Source organism: Shewanella piezotolerans WP3 (assembly GCF_000014885.1).
GTDB lineage: Bacteria > Pseudomonadota > Gammaproteobacteria > Enterobacterales > Shewanellaceae > Shewanella > Shewanella piezotolerans.
Genome location: NC_011566.1, coordinates 2,352,510 through 2,369,768 on the forward strand (window position 1 = coordinate 2,352,510; position 17,259 = coordinate 2,369,768).

The 17,259-nt window shown below is 41.3% G+C and carries 15 protein-coding genes and 1 tRNA gene; 9 read left to right on the forward strand and 7 right to left on the reverse strand.

Annotation, left to right across the window (positions count from 1 at the left end):
• Positions 1-210: 210 nt before the first annotated feature.
• Positions 211-1,785, forward strand: a complete 1,575-nt coding sequence (locus SWP_RS10100) for a sensor histidine kinase (RefSeq protein WP_020912366.1) — start codon at positions 211-213, stop codon at positions 1,783-1,785.
• On the forward strand, positions 1,782-3,137 hold the full coding sequence (locus SWP_RS10105; protein ID WP_020912367.1) for a sigma-54-dependent transcriptional regulator: 1,356 nt from the start codon (positions 1,782-1,784) through the stop codon (positions 3,135-3,137). The genes SWP_RS10100 and SWP_RS10105 overlap by 4 nt, the downstream gene beginning before the upstream one ends.
• Before the next feature lie 75 nt (positions 3,138-3,212).
• On the opposite strand, the gene SWP_RS10110 is transcribed toward SWP_RS10105, so the two are convergent.
• The gene (locus SWP_RS10110) at positions 3,213-3,851 is read right to left on the reverse strand and encodes a LysE family translocator (RefSeq protein ID WP_020912368.1); all 639 of its coding nucleotides are present in this window, start codon (positions 3,849-3,851) and stop codon (positions 3,213-3,215) included.
• A gap of 91 nt (positions 3,852-3,942) precedes the next feature.
• Between SWP_RS10110 and SWP_RS24165 the strand changes: the two genes are divergently transcribed.
• Positions 3,943-4,092 (forward strand): hypothetical protein, encoded by a 150-nt coding sequence (locus SWP_RS24165; protein ID WP_187148514.1) that lies wholly within the window; start codon positions 3,943-3,945, stop codon positions 4,090-4,092.
• 226 nt (positions 4,093-4,318) lie between these two features.
• Here the strand turns inward: SWP_RS24165 and SWP_RS10115 are convergent, their stop codons facing one another.
• Positions 4,319-5,134, reverse strand: a complete 816-nt coding sequence (locus SWP_RS10115) for a helix-turn-helix transcriptional regulator (protein WP_044555829.1) — start codon at positions 5,132-5,134, stop codon at positions 4,319-4,321.
• 187 nt (positions 5,135-5,321) lie between these two features.
• Between SWP_RS10115 and nadE the strand changes: the two genes are divergently transcribed.
• Positions 5,322-6,152, forward strand: a complete 831-nt coding sequence (nadE, locus tag SWP_RS10120) for an ammonia-dependent NAD(+) synthetase (RefSeq protein WP_020912371.1) — start codon at positions 5,322-5,324, stop codon at positions 6,150-6,152.
• A 12-nt stretch (positions 6,153-6,164) separates the two neighbouring features.
• On the opposite strand, the gene SWP_RS10125 is transcribed toward nadE, so the two are convergent.
• Positions 6,165-6,626, reverse strand: a complete 462-nt coding sequence (locus SWP_RS10125; RefSeq protein WP_020912372.1) for a DUF6942 family protein — start codon at positions 6,624-6,626, stop codon at positions 6,165-6,167.
• Between the two features lie 111 nt (positions 6,627-6,737).
• Here SWP_RS10125 and SWP_RS10130 point away from each other — a divergent pair, with 111 nt between their 5' ends.
• On the forward strand, positions 6,738-8,177 hold the full coding sequence (locus tag SWP_RS10130; RefSeq protein ID WP_044556376.1) for an alpha/beta hydrolase: 1,440 nt from the start codon (positions 6,738-6,740) through the stop codon (positions 8,175-8,177).
• Positions 8,178-8,190: 13 nt separating this feature from the next.
• On the opposite strand, the gene SWP_RS10135 is transcribed toward SWP_RS10130, so the two are convergent.
• Positions 8,191-10,353 carry a diguanylate cyclase gene (locus tag SWP_RS10135; protein ID WP_020912374.1) on the reverse strand — a complete coding sequence of 721 codons (2,163 nt, stop codon included), beginning with the start codon at positions 10,351-10,353 and terminating at the stop codon, positions 8,191-8,193.
• Between the two features lie 452 nt (positions 10,354-10,805).
• Here SWP_RS10135 and SWP_RS10140 point away from each other — a divergent pair, with 452 nt between their 5' ends.
• Positions 10,806-11,030 carry a cytochrome c3 family protein gene (locus SWP_RS10140; protein ID WP_020912375.1) on the forward strand — a complete coding sequence of 75 codons (225 nt, stop codon included), beginning with the start codon at positions 10,806-10,808 and terminating at the stop codon, positions 11,028-11,030.
• A 65-nt stretch (positions 11,031-11,095) separates the two neighbouring features.
• Here the strand turns inward: SWP_RS10140 and SWP_RS10145 are convergent.
• The 3 genes from SWP_RS10145 to SWP_RS10155 all read right to left on the reverse strand — a co-directional run bounded on the left by SWP_RS10145 (position 11,096) and on the right by SWP_RS10155 (position 13,395).
• Positions 11,096-11,172 (reverse strand) — tRNA-Pro (locus SWP_RS10145).
• Positions 11,173-11,307: 135 nt separating this feature from the next.
• Entirely contained in the window at positions 11,308-13,092 is a 1,785-nt protein-coding gene (locus SWP_RS10150; protein WP_020912376.1) for a DUF3413 domain-containing protein, read from the reverse strand.
• Between the two features lie 84 nt (positions 13,093-13,176).
• Positions 13,177-13,395 (reverse strand): YejL family protein, encoded by a 219-nt coding sequence (locus SWP_RS10155; protein WP_020912377.1) that lies wholly within the window; start codon positions 13,393-13,395, stop codon positions 13,177-13,179.
• 467 nt (positions 13,396-13,862) lie between these two features.
• Between SWP_RS10155 and yejK the strand changes: the two genes are divergently transcribed.
• The 3 genes from yejK to SWP_RS10170 all read left to right on the forward strand — a co-directional run bounded on the left by yejK (position 13,863) and on the right by SWP_RS10170 (position 17,227).
• A complete protein-coding gene (gene yejK, locus SWP_RS10160; protein ID WP_020912378.1) occupies positions 13,863-14,891 on the forward strand; it encodes a nucleoid-associated protein YejK in 1,029 nt (342 codons plus the stop codon).
• Positions 14,892-15,487: 596 nt separating this feature from the next.
• Positions 15,488-16,369, forward strand: a complete 882-nt coding sequence (locus tag SWP_RS10165) for a 6-carboxytetrahydropterin synthase (protein ID WP_020912379.1) — start codon at positions 15,488-15,490, stop codon at positions 16,367-16,369.
• 15 nt (positions 16,370-16,384) lie between these two features.
• Positions 16,385-17,227, forward strand: coding sequence for a M23 family metallopeptidase (locus SWP_RS10170; protein ID WP_020912380.1), 843 nt, complete (start codon positions 16,385-16,387; stop codon positions 17,225-17,227).
• The last annotated feature ends 32 nt before the right edge of the window (positions 17,228-17,259 follow it).

The window sequence follows — 17,259 nt, forward strand, 5'->3', positions numbered from 1 at the left end:
ATCGCGATTTCCCCAAAAGGGCTGATGACTTCCCCATATGGGGACTTTGTTATTAAACGTGATAAGGTTGGTAGAAAATAACCGTTTGTAATGCTGGGTTCCGCTGAGCCTTTTGTGGTTTTCAAGCTGGTATCAAACTTGTATAGCTATAAAGCTTTATAAGAGAACTTCTCAATATAAAATATATTGAGACGAGGTAAATAGTTAATTATGTCTATTAAACGTTATGTTTTTCTGTTGTTTGGAGCACTCATTTTGATGTTGGCGGTTAGTCAGCTTTTTGTAGCTCAGTATTTTAAAACACAGCTTCAACAAGAGTTGGAACAAAGCTCAAGATCATTATCGAAGAGTTTGGTCAGTGTAGTGATTCAAAAGGCATCCGATATCGATAGCTGGGAATTCTCCGAGTCTGATCATAGTGAGTTTATAGAGGCAGAAGATAGCGAACAATTTGTAATCGAACTTGATGAAGATATAGCTGATTTAGACGAAGAGATCGCTCAGCTTGCACAGTCGCTGGTGGAGATCACTGCTAATGCTACCAATTCTATTAAGGGAGATGATTACCAAAAACATCAATTGGCACTGCAAGAGAAAGTGCAAGCTTTGCTAGAGAAAGAGCGCCGTGATATTGAAGGAGAACGTGAAAATCTGCAGCAACTAAAAATAGAGGCAGCGAAAGAGTATCAGCAGCGAGTCGAAGAAAGCCTTAATAGTTTCGAGGTTGATACCGATGATTGGCTCCAAGCTGGTAGAGTCATGATTGTAGAGGGAGATGCTGATGACGGTGTCGTAGTCCGTGAACAACGTAGTATTGAATTGCCTAGTCATGGTGCCAATCATCTGTTAGAGCGTTTTAGTGAATCAGTGCTGGCGGTGATCCTACTCACGAGTGTCATGGCGCTCATACTTACCTACTGGTTAAGTCATCACGTGACAGAGCCGTTAAGCGAGTTGGCTCAGGGGCATAAGAAACTTGGAGAAGGTCGTTTTGGTATTCAGTTGCAAGAGCAGGGTGTAAAAGAGCTTAAGATGATAATCGATGGCTTTAACCGAATGAGTCTTGCATTGGATAGTTGGAAGAAAAAAGAGCAGCAGATGTCACAGCAGCAGCATCTGGCAGATCTTGGACAAATTACTAGGGGAATAGCTCATAGCTTGAGAAACCCATTACACACCCTAGGCTTGTTGTCAGAGCAAAGTATCTATACCGAATCTCAAGTCGATCGTGAAGCAGTAAATAAAAAAATGCAGAAGAAAATCAGCTTAATGGATAAAAGCATTCAGTCATTATTGACGCTCTCCAGCCATGAGGTACAACGCGACAACTTAGTACCACTGAACGCTATCGTGCAGGATATTCTGCTTGAACTGTCAATTTCGGGACTAAAACCCAAAGTGATTTATGATGCTGACAATGTAGTGACCGTTCATGGCGCCGAATCAGAACTTAGAAGTATTGTGCATGCGGTGTTGATCAATGCAGTTGAAGCAGACATTAATGGCAGGCAGATTAAAATTGAATTGAGTCAAATTGAGAATAATCGAACCATTGTGATAACAGATTGGGGCAAGGGTATCGAACCGTCAATTAAAGAGCAGATGTTTAAACCTCATATATCCACCAAAGCTGAAGGCTCTGGGATGGGGATCTATATCGCCAAGCGTTTGATCGAAAGCCACTATGGTGGCGATATTTATTATCAAGATAACCCTGAGGGCGGAACCATCGCGACTATTTTATTGATCGATTCCCCACACCATACTTCGGAGAGCAATAGATGAGTCAACAACCTTTGCATATCCTTGTGGTAGAAGATGAGCCAGATCAACGCTCATTAATCAGCCAAATGCTAACTGCAAATAACTATCTTGTTAGTGAAGCCGATAGCGTGGAGCAAGCTATTTTATTGTTAAAGGAATCAGTGCCCGATTTGGTTTTTTCCGATTGGAAGCTGGGACAGTTATCGGGGATGGATTTGCTGACTTACGTTAGGCGAGAACATGCTGATCTCGGTTTTATTATTGCGACGGCATACGGCACCATCACTCATGCGGTTGATGCTATGCAAGCGGGTGCCGATGACTATCTGTCTAAGCCCTATCAGCGCCAATCACTGTTTATGGCAATTGAAAAGGTCGCTAAATCACTAAAGCTTAAACAGCATAATAAGCGTTTAGCGTCAGAATTATCACAGCAGCAGGAGCTGGTGGGATTAGTCGGTAAAGCTCCCTGCATGCAAAAGGTTTATACAAGAGTGCAGCGTGTCAGTGCGACCGATGCCACTGTCCTCATTGGTGGTGAAAGTGGCACAGGTAAAGAACTTGCTGCCAGAGCTTTGTATCAATTATCACCAAGACGAAATAAACCTTTCATTGCCATAAATTGCGGCGCTATTCCTGAAAGTCTGGCTGAGTCTGAGTTATTTGGTGCGGAAAAAGGGGCATTCACTGGCGCTACAAGTCAAAAGATCGGTAAATTGGAAGCGGCAAACGAAGGCACTATATTTTTAGATGAAGTGGCTGAGTTACCACTACTACAGCAGACTAAATTACTGCGATTTTTACAAGAGGGAGTGATCTCCCGGTTAGGCCAAAATAGTGAAATTAAATTAAATGTTAGAGTTATTGCTGCAACTCATCGAGATCTCAAAGTTGAAGTCGAAGAAGGGCGTTTTCGTGAAGATCTATTCTACCGCTTAAATGTGGTGCCAATTGAAATGCCACCGTTACGTGAAAGACAGGAGGATATTGGCAGGTTGATCGAGCATTTCCTCAAAATTCATGGTGGTCAATACGGACTGGAAGCGGTGAACTTAAGCACAACCACCATGAAAGCACTGCTGGATTATCCTTGGCCGGGTAATGTACGAGAGCTATCTAATCGTATTGAGCGGTTTGTATTGCTCGGAGATGAAGACGAACTTGTCGCAGAGCTGACTCAGAGCCCGAGTGTGATTGATGCTAAAGCGTTTACCCTGCCTGAAACGGGCTTCGAATGGGAAGAATTTGAAAAAGATTGTTTACAACAAGCGATGCAACGTCATGACGGTAATCGTACTCGTGCTGCAAAGCAGTTAGGCCTGTCTTATAAAGCATTTCTATATCGTTTGGAAAAATACCAGCTAACGGACTGACAATATAAAATAATGGCCGCGCTAATTATTGAGTGCACAAATAGATGTTTGTCACTCAGTAACGATAGCCATTTTTTATAAAATCAAGCCAGAAATAATCACCAAAGCGACGCTAATAAACACAAAGCCTGTCAGCAAATTTATTACTGGTGTTGCTTGCTTCAGCTTAATCTGTATTTTGGGTTTGGTCAGCACCATAGCAATAAAACTAAACCACATCATAGAGAGCGTGAACAGTAATATCGCTGCAACACTTTTAGTCATGAATGATATTTTCGGTGTGATGAGTGTTGAAAACAGAGTGATAAAAAACACTAATGCTTTAGGGTTTAAAAGATTGGTATAGAGACCTTGTAAAAAACCTTTTTTAACGCTTAATCCTTCGCTTTGCTGCGCCTTTTCTAAGGCAACAGGATCGCGCCAATGTGATAATGCTGCGCGTGCGGCGCCAAGTCCCATCCAAGCGAGGTAACTGGCGCCAATAAGCTGTACCAGTATAAATAACTGCTCTGAGCTATGAATAATCAAACTTAATCCCGTTAAACTCAAAAGGGTGTGAGCTAGGATAGCGACAGAGATCCCTGCGGCTGATGCAAGCGCAACGGTTCTGTTTTCTTGAGTTGATAGTTTAACAACCAATGCAAAGTCTGGGCCTGGGCTAGCTAAAGCGATAGTGTGGATCATTGCGAGGGAAATGAGTAATTGAACATCCATAAGCGAGTTAAAATCTCAATTGTTAGGGGCTGTTGATCTTTCACGGTTGTTTTTGCCGCAGTTTATTGGCTATTTTGACAAGGCGGAGGCTATGCCGTTTAGTTATTCTCCACAAATAGTCTACAACACAGTAAAAATAGCCAAGAAACGCGGACCTTTGGGTTCGATTCAATGCTTCTATTACGGTGTTATGAGCTTTTCACTTAGCCAGCTAAGCTTTATCGCTCAAGCCTTGTACTAGAAGCATTATTCCTTACGGTAAAGAATCGAACAAAAACTAAGCTCGAAAGATCAACAGCCCCTAGTAATAATCAATGTTAACCTTGATTATTACTTAGTCTTGATAATATTGATTGTAAATAATTGCAGGGGCTGTAATAGCAGCTAATTAACCGAAAAGTCCTGATGACATCGTGGTGGCTTTAGCTTAGATAAAGGGTGATAGGTTGAGGCGTTCTAGAATAGTGTTATGCCTGGCGTTGAAATAGCGCCGGAGTCGTTAAATAGGCATGTTTAAAGGCTTTATTGAAATGACTTTGGTCAAAAAATCCAACTTGATGAGCAGTATCACTGACACTCCTTCCACTTAATAGTGCCTTCTTGGCATATTCTAACCGCATCCGTTTTAAGTATGCATGGGGCGTCATACCGGTAGCACTTTTAAATTGTCTTAAAAACTGAAACTTACTTAGCGCGACAGTATTAGCGAGAGACGCTAGATCAAAATTAGCACCTATGTCATTGTGAAACAGTGACTTTACGGTCTCTAATTGCGCTGTCGATAAACGGTGAAGCTTAGGCTGCGATAAAGATACTTCGTTATTTCTGCTGAATAACTCCGTCATAAAAGCCATTAATAGGGTTTCAGTTTGTAAGGGGCTGACGTGGTCATTAGCAAGGGTTAACTGGTTATGAACCATGAGGAAGTAGCGGTACAATTGGCTATCAGGATAGAGTGGTTGATTGAAGAATAACGGTTGCTTAAATTCTGTTTCAAGGCTGGCCACATAGTGAAGTGGCAAAGACATGACATGTGCTCTATAGCCACTGTCTAGAAAGCTAAAGCCATTGTGGCTTTCATCCGGGTTTAAGGTCGATATTTGCTGCGGACTTAAACGATAACTTGCTCCCTTATGGCGATATTCTTGGCAACCGTAATCTACGACACCAAGGTGGTAATCTAGGTGTACGTGCTGATCGAAAACAAAATTGTTGAAGCAAGCTTTGCTTAGCTCCATCTCTTTAACTATTTGTGGGTGCCAGTATTGAATCGTGTCTTGCATGCTTATGTTTGCTGATAGGGCCAGTATATTCAGTCTATCTTAGCTGTGAACCTTAGGAATAGTAAATAATTGCAAACCAAAGGGGAGAACAGCCAGATCCAAGTCAATATAGCCGTGTATTGTTATGTTATTTCGATCATAATGGTTGAGTTTCTTAGTTAACAACAGATGCATTGGAGTTTATTACGTGAAAGGACAGATTTTAAGGGAAATGAAAGTACTTAATGCAATTGACCCTGCTTTTGAAGTACAAAGACGAGTCGCATTTATTAAAACCAAGCTTAAACAATCTAATACTCAGTCATTGGTATTGGGGATTAGTGGCGGTGTCGACTCCTCTCTAGCCGGGCGTTTATGCCAATTGGCTGTCGATGAAATTAATGCTGATACCGATGGCTCTGGTTACCAATTTATTGCCGTGCGTTTACCTTATGATATCCAAAAAGATGAAGATGAAGCACAATTGGCTTGTCAATTTATCAAACCTTCTAAACAAGTAACTGTTAATGTAAAAGACGGCGTCAACGGTATTCATTCAGAAACCTTGAGTGCAATTGAGATGGCTGGGATAGTGTTACCAGATAACACTAACATTGATTTTGTAAAAGGCAATGTTAAAGCCAGAATGCGGATGGTTGCGCAATATGAAATCGCTGGGCTTGTTGCTGGGTTAGTTGTAGGTACAGACCATAGTGCAGAAAATATTACTGGTTTTTATACTAAATGGGGTGATGGTGCATGCGACTTAGCACCGTTATTTGGCTTGAATAAGCGCCAAGTACGCACTCTGGCACATTTTTTAGGTGCACCAGATATTTTGGTCAATAAAGCTCCGACAGCAGATCTTGAAGAGGGACAGCCTCAGCTTGAAGATGAAATTGCATTAGGCTTAACCTATGATCAGATTGATGACTTTCTTGAAGGAAAGGAAGTGAGTGAGGCTGTCAATGATCGCTTAGTGAGTATCTATCGTGCGACGCAACATAAACGTGACGCAATCCCTACCATCTACGATTAATATTCAGCTCTATTAGTTAAGTGGCGCAAGACCTAGAGCCTGTCTTAATAAATTGATTTGTATATTGGGAAACTGGCGGTAATCTAAATAGGGGCACAAATAAATGTCCTTATTTGGATGCTTTAACAAGCTGGTTCCCTGCATGTCTAACGGCACAAACTCTGCGCTATCCAGATTTAAGTCATCTGCACTTTTTTTACCACAAATAATGTGTAGCTGCGCCTCGCGGCACAGGTTGTTAGCACCGATAGCAATAGACTCACCTTGCTTTAAAAGATGCCTATCGCGATATTGTCGCCAATCTTGTTCTTTGACTACAATTTTAGCCATGATAGTTAAAACTTTGCGCCAGTGGTTACCGTTCAACTCGATTAATGCTTGAGTGGCATCTACATCAAGATGACTCCATTTCTCTGTGAGTTCAGGTGGGGTCGGGAGGTAAAAGCAAGTGCTAGCTTGTTGAGTTCCAATCATATTATTGTCTATTTGTTTACTATTGAAAACAGTGTAAGTTAAAGCTAGTGACCTTATATATTATTCCCTAAACCTGTTATAACGACAACTTAATATTGAGCTTTAATAATGATGAAGTCCATTATATTTGGATCGGCTAAGCATTTAGCATTTGCACTCTTTTACTCCTTTGTTGGAACCTGTATTGCGCTAATAGCGGCCGCTGTTTGGTATCTTAATTCCCGTCCAGAATTGGACTTATGGCATACCACTGAGCTTAAGGCGCAATATCGTCAACAGCCGAGCATTGCTAGCTTCAGTGATTACTTGCGCTTAGAAGACAAACTGTTTGCGGAAGTTGAAAATAAGGTTATTGCTAAAACTAAGTCAGAATCCTTATTGGTGCTTAATCGTTATGTTGCCGGGAGTTATTCAGACCCCGAAAAATGGGCTCAAAATTGGAATAGAAGTTTTGAATGGAAAAATGATAAAGCTGATTACGGCATTTTGTTATTGCACGGAATGTCTGACTCTCCCTACGCGATGCAATACTTCGCTAAGCACTACAAAGGATCTGCGCATGTAATAGGATTAAGGCTACCAGGGCATGGAACGCTGCCGTCTGGACTCGTCGATGTGACTTGGCAAGATTTGGCGGCGGCTGTAACTATAGCGACTGAGCACTTGAAACGAGTGATGCAAGATAAACCGCTTTATGTGGTTGGTTTTTCAACTGGTGCGGCGCTTGCGCTTAATCATGAGCTTGAAAAAATTGCTATAGGTGAAAGTGGAGATTTCTCGGGGCTAATGTTCCTATCACCAGCTATAGGGCTTCCACCTGTGGCTGTTGGTGCAAAATGGCAATCGAGGCTTGGTCATCTATTAGGACTAGATAAGCTAAGTTGGAATAGTATTCAAACCGAGTATGATCCATTCAAATACAGTTCGTTTGCGGTAAACGCTGGGGATGTGGTGTATCAGCTCGCTAGCCGTAATGTTGAACTATTCAAGCAATTAGATAGTCATGCGCGAGAGCGTCTTGCCCCAGTGTTAACGTTTCAGTCCTTAACTGATGACACTGTTGATAGCATGGCAGTGGTCAATGATTTGTACCTGCAATTGCCTAATAATCGACATGAGCTGGTAATGTTTGATATTAACCGAACTCAAGTTAACCTAAGCTTAATCGCAACAGATCCTCTAGCGCCTTATACGGATTTAATTAAATCAGCCAAGCTTGATTTCGACTTTACCATTGTTGAGAATACAGGCGAAGAAAGAGGGGCGGTACAGGCTAGGAATTTAATCACTGACAGTGTGAGTCAATCCATTACAGAGCAATGGCCGAAACAAACCTATTCTCTGTCTCACATTGCTTTACCTTTTCCTGAAGTTGATGAGCTCTATGGCCCACATCGTAAACAAATTCATAATAGGATCCAAATCGGTGCAGGAGCTTCAAAAGGCGAACGAGGAGTGTTGAGTGTTCCCTCAAGTGAGATGTTAAGGCAGAAATGGAATCCATTTTTTTACTACATGATTGAAAAAATGGACCAACGGATTACTGAGTAAGCGGGTATTAAGTTCAAGTTTCTTGCAACGTAGTGAATACCAGTTTATTCCTGCCGTTGTTTTTTGCTTGATACAAATTGAAATCGGCTTGTTTTATCCAATCCTCGAGGGCATCATTATAAGTACCATTGCCAATGACGGCGCCAATGCTGGTTGTGACAGTAAAGCTTGCATTATTATCAGGATTTTCAATCACAATCTTGGCTAGCCTTTGTTTAAAGTTTTCAAGGTGTGATTCAATTTTTAATGTATTGCAATGTGGCATTATCACCAGAAACTCCTCACCACCAAATCGTACGATAATATCGCCGTCTCGTTGAAAATCATCTTCGAGTAACCTGGCTACAGCCTTGAGTGTTAGATCGCCACTTAAATGACCGTACGTATCATTAACGCGTTTGAACTTGTCTAAATCTAAGATGGCAATGGCAATAACGTCATCACTTCTTTGGCAGTTTTCCTGTACCAATGGAAACTGTTCTTCAGCGTAACGGCGATTAAAAAGTCCGGTGAGAGGGTCTTTTTCCGCTAATGATTTTAACTGCTGATTGGCTTGTTCTAGCTCAAATGTCCTCAATGCTACCTTCTCCTCCAGTGCTAACTGGTAGCCAATAAGCTGGCTCTTGCTTTGCTTTAGTCGTGTATAGAGAGAGTAGATCTCTTTTGGCGAATCATCGTCAATGCCGTAGTCATTATTGTCGTTTGCAATAGATGTACTGAATTTATTAGCGATTCTCTCAAGAGGGCGCGTCAGTCTGGCACTTATTATTCGAGTGATTATAAAAGTGACGATAAGAGAGAGTGCGAGTATCGCAAACGTTGCAAGATACATTTTTTCGACCAATACCACCAAAGGCCTAAACGGGTTGAGAACATAGAGTGTCCAACCGGTATCGAGTTCATTAGCGGCATAGACATATTCTGGTGCCGTATTAGCTTTGTCGTGGATATTCATAGTGGGTAGCAAGGTACTATCTAGAGCATTATCTTCAGAATAGTTAAAATCACTTAACGGCTGAATAGCGAGCTCCGGTGAAGAAAAAATAATTCGGTTTTGTTGGTCAGCAATTACAATATATTGGTCTCTAAATAACTTGTTGGTTCTATCAATTTCTTTAAAGCGATTTAAGTCCAGAGAGCCCTCAATAATACCGATTGGCTGGTAAGTATTACCAGGGGCATACAAGGGGACACTGATAGCGACTATCGGGTCTTTACCAAAGCCTCTACCTAGAAATACCGGTGAGATATAAGGGTTTTGATTAATGAATGCTTCAATAAAATAGTCTCTATCTGACACATCTAGATTTTTGAGGTTGTCTGTTTCAATGAATAGTGAAACGGGGCTGGCTTCTTGAATTTTGCCCGTTTCATTGGCTATCAACATCGTGATAAACCCGGGGTAGTGCTGGTGTAAGTTTGAAAGTGCGATCTGTTGCTGCTCTGCATCTCTTTTATTTAAGCTTAACCAGCTTGCAGCACTGTTTAATGCTAGTGAGTGGGTATCAATATAGGCTTGTGCCAAGTTACTAATATGAAGAGCTGATTCATTGATGTTTTGGCTTAAGAGGTCTTGTTGGCGTTTGATAAATTGGTTATTAAATAATAAAGCTGCAAGCAATAGAGCTAGCGTGATAACGAGCGTGAACACGTAGGTTAACTGAGCACTAAAGGTTTGGCGTCGTAGGCCTTTTCCCTTTGGTTGAAACAGCCAATATGAGGGAGTTAAGATTACCAAAAATGAGCCTATTGCAGTATATAAAACACCATTTATTGCCTGTTTGAGGATTATGAAGGGGAGATGACTATCGGGTAAATTACTGTAGAAGGTTGCATATAGATAAAACAAAGGCATTCCAATGGCTATCCAAAAAGCAATACTAGAATACAAGGAGTAAAACTCTTTTCGTCTAGCAAGACCTAAGCATAGGGCTTCAATTGAAAATATCAGGTAAACATGAGGACTGCCCCAACTGATAAACAACCCAGTAATAGCGATGGAAGCAGTATAGAGCGCGTACCACGGCCCAAATAGAATGGCACTGATGACGTAGCTGGCATTGCCTAAGACAAGCTGTATATTAGCAAATAAAGGCAGCGGAAAGAGGTTAATGGTAAAGCCGATTAAACCTAGTACACTCGCTAATAGCAGTTTTTGTTGTTTTATCTTTTCCAAATACTAACCTTTATGCAGACTTTTATTATGCGTATTTAAGTCATTTTTTTATTTAACTACAATTTATTAACTTTCGATAAGGATAGCAACAGATAGCGCACTGCTTTCCTAAATAATACTCCGCTTCTTTATTTTTGCTCAGATTAAACTAACGAGTGGGGCCATCGACACATTTGCCAGGTCAATATTCAAAACCCTTTTGATGCTCCTATAGATAAGATCTAGTTCACAGCATTGATATCTAATCGGTTGCCTATTCAGCTTTTGTTCATGAAAGCGGTGCGTTTTAAGATTCAATTAATGTTAGTTGCTATCATATAAGACATAGATTTCCATCGTATAAGTCTCTCATTTTCAAAAAGCTTTTATCGATGTAATTTAAAAAAATGTACTTAGATAGTCTGTAACATTTCAGAGTTTAAGTGCAACAACTCCGTGATTAAGGAACTGTTATGAAATACTTATCTATGTTTGCTGTACTAGCCTTCTCTGCTTCAGCAATGGCTGTTGATTGTACTGATTGCCATGAAAAAATTGATGTAGCAGCACATACTGAAATGGAAGCGACAATTGCAACATGTAACGATTGTCACGACATGGAAAGTGCTCATGAGTTAGATTTGGAGCTACACACAGTAGATCTAACGATTAAAGAGTGTGCAGACTGCCACGACTAACCATTAGGTTAGTGGTGTTTAGCCAATAAAAAAGCCAGCTGATAGCTGGCTTTTTTATATTTAATTGGTCGGGATAACAGGATTTGAACCTGTGATCTCTTGTCCCCCAGACAAGCGCCTTACCGGACTAGGCCATATCCCGAAATTTTCTACAGAATAACGATAAACTTGGCGTAATTCTGAAGAGCCAGCACTTTAACAAGTCATCGCAATCGCTGCAAGCGCTTCATTAACATCATTGTTTTGTTTGGCTAGTTTATAAACTTTTTCAACTATCCTAATGGATATAAAACCTTCTTCCCTCACGCATGACTTCAATTAACTCTGGTGCACTCATCTTCTTTCTAAGGCGCTTTTTATATTCACGATCATAAATTCTATACTTACCGTGTCGATCGATAGTAGTAATTTCAGACTGTTGATAAATTGCGAAAATACGGTTGTCGCCGGTATAAACCCAAGTTCTGTCACTTGGCTGCATAAGGCTGCTGCCAGCACTAAAATCAGCCGTTGGATTCGTACAGCCAAGCACTTGTGTCATCAGTGTTGGCACAAGTGCATTGTGAGTAGTTCTGTAGTTGATACGTTTATGTGCACTCTGTTTGGGCCAATGGATAACCATTGGAACTTGAACGTTATCAGGGGAGAGGTTTACCCTAGCTTCTGTCGGATTACTGGTAAACACTTTTCCGCTAACACCAGTGATAACAACTAATGTGTTGTCAGGTAAATCAGTCAGTATTTTTTTCAACTGACTATCAATAAAGTTCAATGACTGGCGGTATTGATTGAAAAGTACTTTTTCAGCCGACTTTAATGACTTATCCGCTTTTACTGTCTTAACACCAAGAAAGCCTATAGGTGTGTCGTAGCTATCTGGGGACTTCAAATTTAATAGTGTAAACCAAGGTTGTGTTGAAGCTTGGGTCCATGTTTGCCAATTTTCAACTGACCTGATATCGGAACTTGCATAACTATCATCATAGTGAGAGTCAACTCGCTCGAAGTCATCAAAAATAGCTTGAGGGCGAGCAAGGGTATCTACACTAGTAAACAACCCTAACTGATAGCCACTGGCCGCCAGTTCTTGAGTTAACACTGGGCTTTCATAATGCAGATCGATTGCATTCATATAACTGCCTTGTAAGCCGTAAAGCAGACTGAACATACCGCTACTAAATTGATTGCCACCACTTAAATGCTTTTGAAAAGATTGATTATTATTAGCGTAGGTCGTTAAAAAAGGCATTGTTTTATTATCGACTAACTTTGCCTGTAGGCTATCTATCGCTATGAATAGGATATTAGGTTTATCGTCAGCCATACACTGCATGGGTGACAATGGATACTTGAGACTGGTTTTGGGTCTTGTTTGACCTTGGTCTTCGTGGGTGTTTTCTATGCCATAGCTTTCCATAAAGCTTCTTGCTGTAGCGGGGTATGAAAGTGGATAGGCATCATCAAACTGTGTTATTTCGGTGACGTCAGCGGCATCACCCCAAATATGGATCAGGTGACTGGCAATAAAGCATAAGCCAACAACCCCAACGACCTTGTTGCCATAATTACGTTTGCGGATTTTTTCAATACGTTTCCACAAGTAATTCGCAAGCGTTAGCTCTATAGCGAGAATACCGATTGGCGTAATGATGTATGAGGTGCCTTGTAATAACCCATTCAAATCAGCCCACGCCAAATCAAACACAAAGGGACTAAGATGAAGACCATAATCATCATAAATAATGGTGTCGTAAAGTAGCATACACAAACTTAATGTTGCGACGACAGCGGCATAGCCTCTTAGTATTTTTGAATAAGGAAGCAACAGAGTGATAGGAAAAATGAGTACTAAATAGACCATAAAAGCAAGGAAGCTAAAGTGCCCAATAGTACTTAATGCTAGATAGCTCCAGCCTACGATTGACTCAGGAAAACCAACAGTATCGAGATATCGATAACCGACAATAATGGCCAGTAAACCATTATAGAAAGCAAACCAATGTCCCCAGCTCACTAAACGTGAAACTCGATCTCGCCCTATCTGTTTTTGTCGCTCAACCATGCTGACTCATTTTTCTCTTAATTGCAGTTAATGGGTTTAAGCCTAAATGGTTAAACCCTTACTCAATGTGGCTCTTTGTTTAGTCTAGCTATTTTTAACCGACTGCGATAAAGCTTTTGCAAACTGCTCTGTAACAACTTCACGAGCTTCAGCCGGTACTTTATTTTGCAACAGATGAGTTACACAGTTCCCTAGAGCCATCAGACTTAAGTCTGTTGGTGATTGATGTTTCTCTAAAACCGCTAATAGCTCAGTAATGAGTGATTCAACTTGCGTGTTTGAATATTTAGATTGGATAGCCATAATTGAAAAAGTTCACTTTAAATCTTGATTAACGGCATATAATAACGGATTTTTCCGATAAGCTCTGCACTTTTTGGCATCCTGTTGAGGCTTTTATCATTTATTGTGTATTGGAATGAGACAAAGTCTCGTTTAAGGCCTGAAGGCGAAGCGTCAATTCAAAGAGCAGCAGTGATTACGGTATGAGGATTAGCCTCTTGTTTGGCTGTTAATTAGCTTGACGCTAGAAATTGATTCGTGGCTGTTTAATTACCATTATGACCTCGCATCACATTGTTAAAACCTTTAGTGTAGCGACCTATTTACCATCTGGATTTCTGGTTTCTGTCTGGTATGATATCTGCCGTCATGTTATTCATGTAGCCGAGACTTACTGAAAGGCTGCAAGTGTAAACAAACTAATCTATTTATCATTTATAGAGCTGATTCACAGGCTATAGCTCTAAGCAACTTTCTATCGAGGCTCAATGAGTATTAACGTCGAACAAGCAATCATCCATGCCATCTCTCAAGATGGAGACGGTCAGCTTAGCTGTCGTTTACGCCCACAGCCGTTATTAAACAGCCAAGCGGTAGAGACGATGTTAGATGAACTGCATCAAACCTACACCACAAAGGCGGGTAAAGGTTTTGGCCATTTTGGCATCAGTGGTGACGACGGTGAAGCAAACACTAAGTTCGAAGCTGCTTTGAGCCAATACCGTAGCAATGATCTAGGCTTTGTTGAGTTTTCAGGTATCGCAGGAAAATTACTGCAAGAAGAGCTTGCTAAGTATGACTTTAGCACTGGCGGATTTTTGCTACTCTCTTGCTATACCTATATGACCAGCGACTTTTTGTTCGTATCCTTACTTAACGCTAAGTCATCAATGACTGTGTTAGATGATATGGAGCTGACGCAAAATACTCACTTAGATCTCAACAACGTTCAACTTGCTGCTCGTATTGACCTGACTGAATGGCAAGCAGATCCTGAGTCTAAAAAGTACATCTCTTTTGTTCGTGGGCGAGCAGGGCGTAAAGTCGCTGACTTTTTCCTCGATTTCATGGGCTGCGTTGAAGGTGTTAATACCAAAGCACAGAACAAGTCATTGATGAATGCCGTTGAGGACTTTGTTGGCGGCAGTGAGTTGACAAAAGATGAGCGTCAAACCGCGCGTGAGCGAGTGTTTGACTATTGTACTGAGCGCTGTGATGAAGGTGCTGATATTCAGATTAAAGATCTAGCTGATGAGCTAGCAGAACAAGGCATGGATTCATTCTATGATTTTGCTCAGGGTGGAGATTACGACCTCGAAGAGGAATTCCCTGGCGATAAACCAACACTGAGACAGTTGAAGAAATTTTCTGGTACTGGCGGTGGAGTAACACTTAGTTTTGATAGTCAGCATCTTGGTGAACGTGTGATTTACGATCCAGTGTCAGACACTATTATCATAAAAGGTGTTCCGGCAAATCTTAAAGATCAACTTGATCGACGCTTAAAAGGTGAGTAAATAGCCCCTCTTTTGAGCTTGAACGGAAGCCGAGTGTTTAACGCTCGGTTTTTTTGTCTCTAGGCTTTAAATCAATTGCATTAAGTATTTGACCCGTTCAGAACCCCTCAGACCTTTCAATTCAAGGGCATTGATAAAGAAATGGTTATTCCCTTTTAAGCCAATGCAAAGCAGAAATGGAAAAGCTGAGCTGCTCGCGTAGTGCGGCAGAGGTTAAACAATTTGGCAAAACGCTTTATGCTTCGCTATGTGATTTGAATATACGGCTAAATGGATTTAGGAGGTAGCGCGAAGTAGGATGCCAGAGTCGAGAATAACGACTAGCTCAAATCCCACTCCTTGCCTACAGCGATTTGAATTTCCGCTGAATGGTCAAACTTTTAATGCAATTGGTATTAGTTATTGAGCGTGCTTAGTTTAAAGTTGTCGAATATTGCTGTTTATCATTGTAAGCTACAGCAATTATTGTAATACCAATCAGTATCAAGATTTGATCGCTCAGTGAGTGTTTCAGATATTGATTGCTATCATTTCATCCTGCAGCCATTGCTGCCTGGATTGTGCAAGGTAGACTGTTTTTCTACCTAGGAGCTTAAATGCAACTATTTGTTAAAGATTTAACTGTGATTGATTTTTCATACCTATGTCCAATTCGTGGCATGGTTGGTGAAAGTTGGATTGTCGATGTTTTGTTGGATGGGGGCTTAGATGAGCAAAACATGGTGCTTGATTTTGCAAAAGTAAAACGAACCATTAAAAACACCATCGATGACGTTGCTGATCACCGCCTATTGATCCCAACGGCCTGTAGTGAAGTGCGCTGGCAACAGCAAGGTGACAGAGTCTGGATGGACTTTGATAGCCAACAGGGCAGCATGCACTTAGCGTGCCCTTCGCAAGCATTTGCGCTGATCCCAAGTGAAATTATCGATTTTGACAGTGTTAATAAGTTCTTGCAAAAAGCGCTTAAAGAGGCGTTACCCGCTAACGTAGAAGGTATATCTTTAACGCTGAGAAATGAAATTCATGATGCACCTTTTTATCATTATACTCATGGGCTTAAGAAGCATGATGGTAACTGCCAACGTATTGCTCATGGACACAGAAGTCCGGTAACCGTATTTGAAAATGGGGTCGCGGCACCAAAGTGGGATGAGTATTGGGCTAAACGCTGGCATGATATTTACCTCGGTAGTGACGAAGATTGTGTCTCGGTACAAACGCTAACACTATCCCCACAAACACAAGTCAATGACAACACGCATTTGGGTTTCCATTATCAAGCGCCACAGGGAGACTTTCAATTGGCTATGCCTAAGGGCTGTTGTGACGTACTGCCCCACGATACTACGGTAGAGTTATTGGCAGATTATATGGCGCAAACCTTATCTGAAAAAGTGCCTAGTAGCGATTTTAAAGTCATCGCTTATGAAGGGATTGGTAAGGGTGCTATCGCAAGTAGACAGAGTAGAAGTTAAATCTAAGGAGATATTTTGAATAAAATTGCCTCACTAGCAATAGCTGGTATTGCTGCTTTGGTATCTACTTCAACCAGCGCTCAAGTTGAATTAAACGGCGAGTTTAAACAAGGCGCCTTGATCCGAGCTAAAGTACAACCTGGTACGCAAGTCTATTTGAACGATGACCCTATTAAGGTTAACCCTAATGGAGAGTTTGCTTTTGGATTTTCGAGAGAAGCAGAGTTAAAGCAAATGCTTAAACTCGTTTATCCAGACGGCTTAACTGAGCTGAAACCGCTATCAATTGAAAAGCGTGATTATAAAATTCAGCAAGTTAACGGGATCAGCAAAAAAATAATGAAACCTGATCCTAAAGCGCAAAGTCGAGCAGCGAAGGACAGTAAACAGGTCAAAACAGCCCGAGCACAATTTAGCCCAAATGATGCGTTTAACCAAACGTTTATTTGGCCTCTCACCGGGCGTATTTCTGGTGTCTATGGCAGTCAGCGGGTCTATAACGGCAAGCCTGGCACGCCTCATTACGGTGTAGATGTTGCCGCTAAAACGGGAACTGTGGTGGTGGCGCCAGCGGATGGTGTTATCTCATTATCGGTCGCAGACATGTTTTATTCTGGTGGTACCATGATTATTGACCATGGTTATGGTGTCAGTTCGAGTTTTCTACATCTGAGTAAATTGTATGTCAAAGAGGGGCAGGCTGTTAAGCAGGGAGAAAAACTTGCAGAAGTCGGTGCGACAGGTCGCGCAACGGGGCCACATTTAGATTGGCGAGTTAACTGGTATCAAATGAGACTCGATCCAACAACGATAGTCCCTTCGATGAAAAGCGTACTAGAAAAACAATCTACCAAGTAAAACCTTACAGTCATAAAAAAAGCAGCGATAAG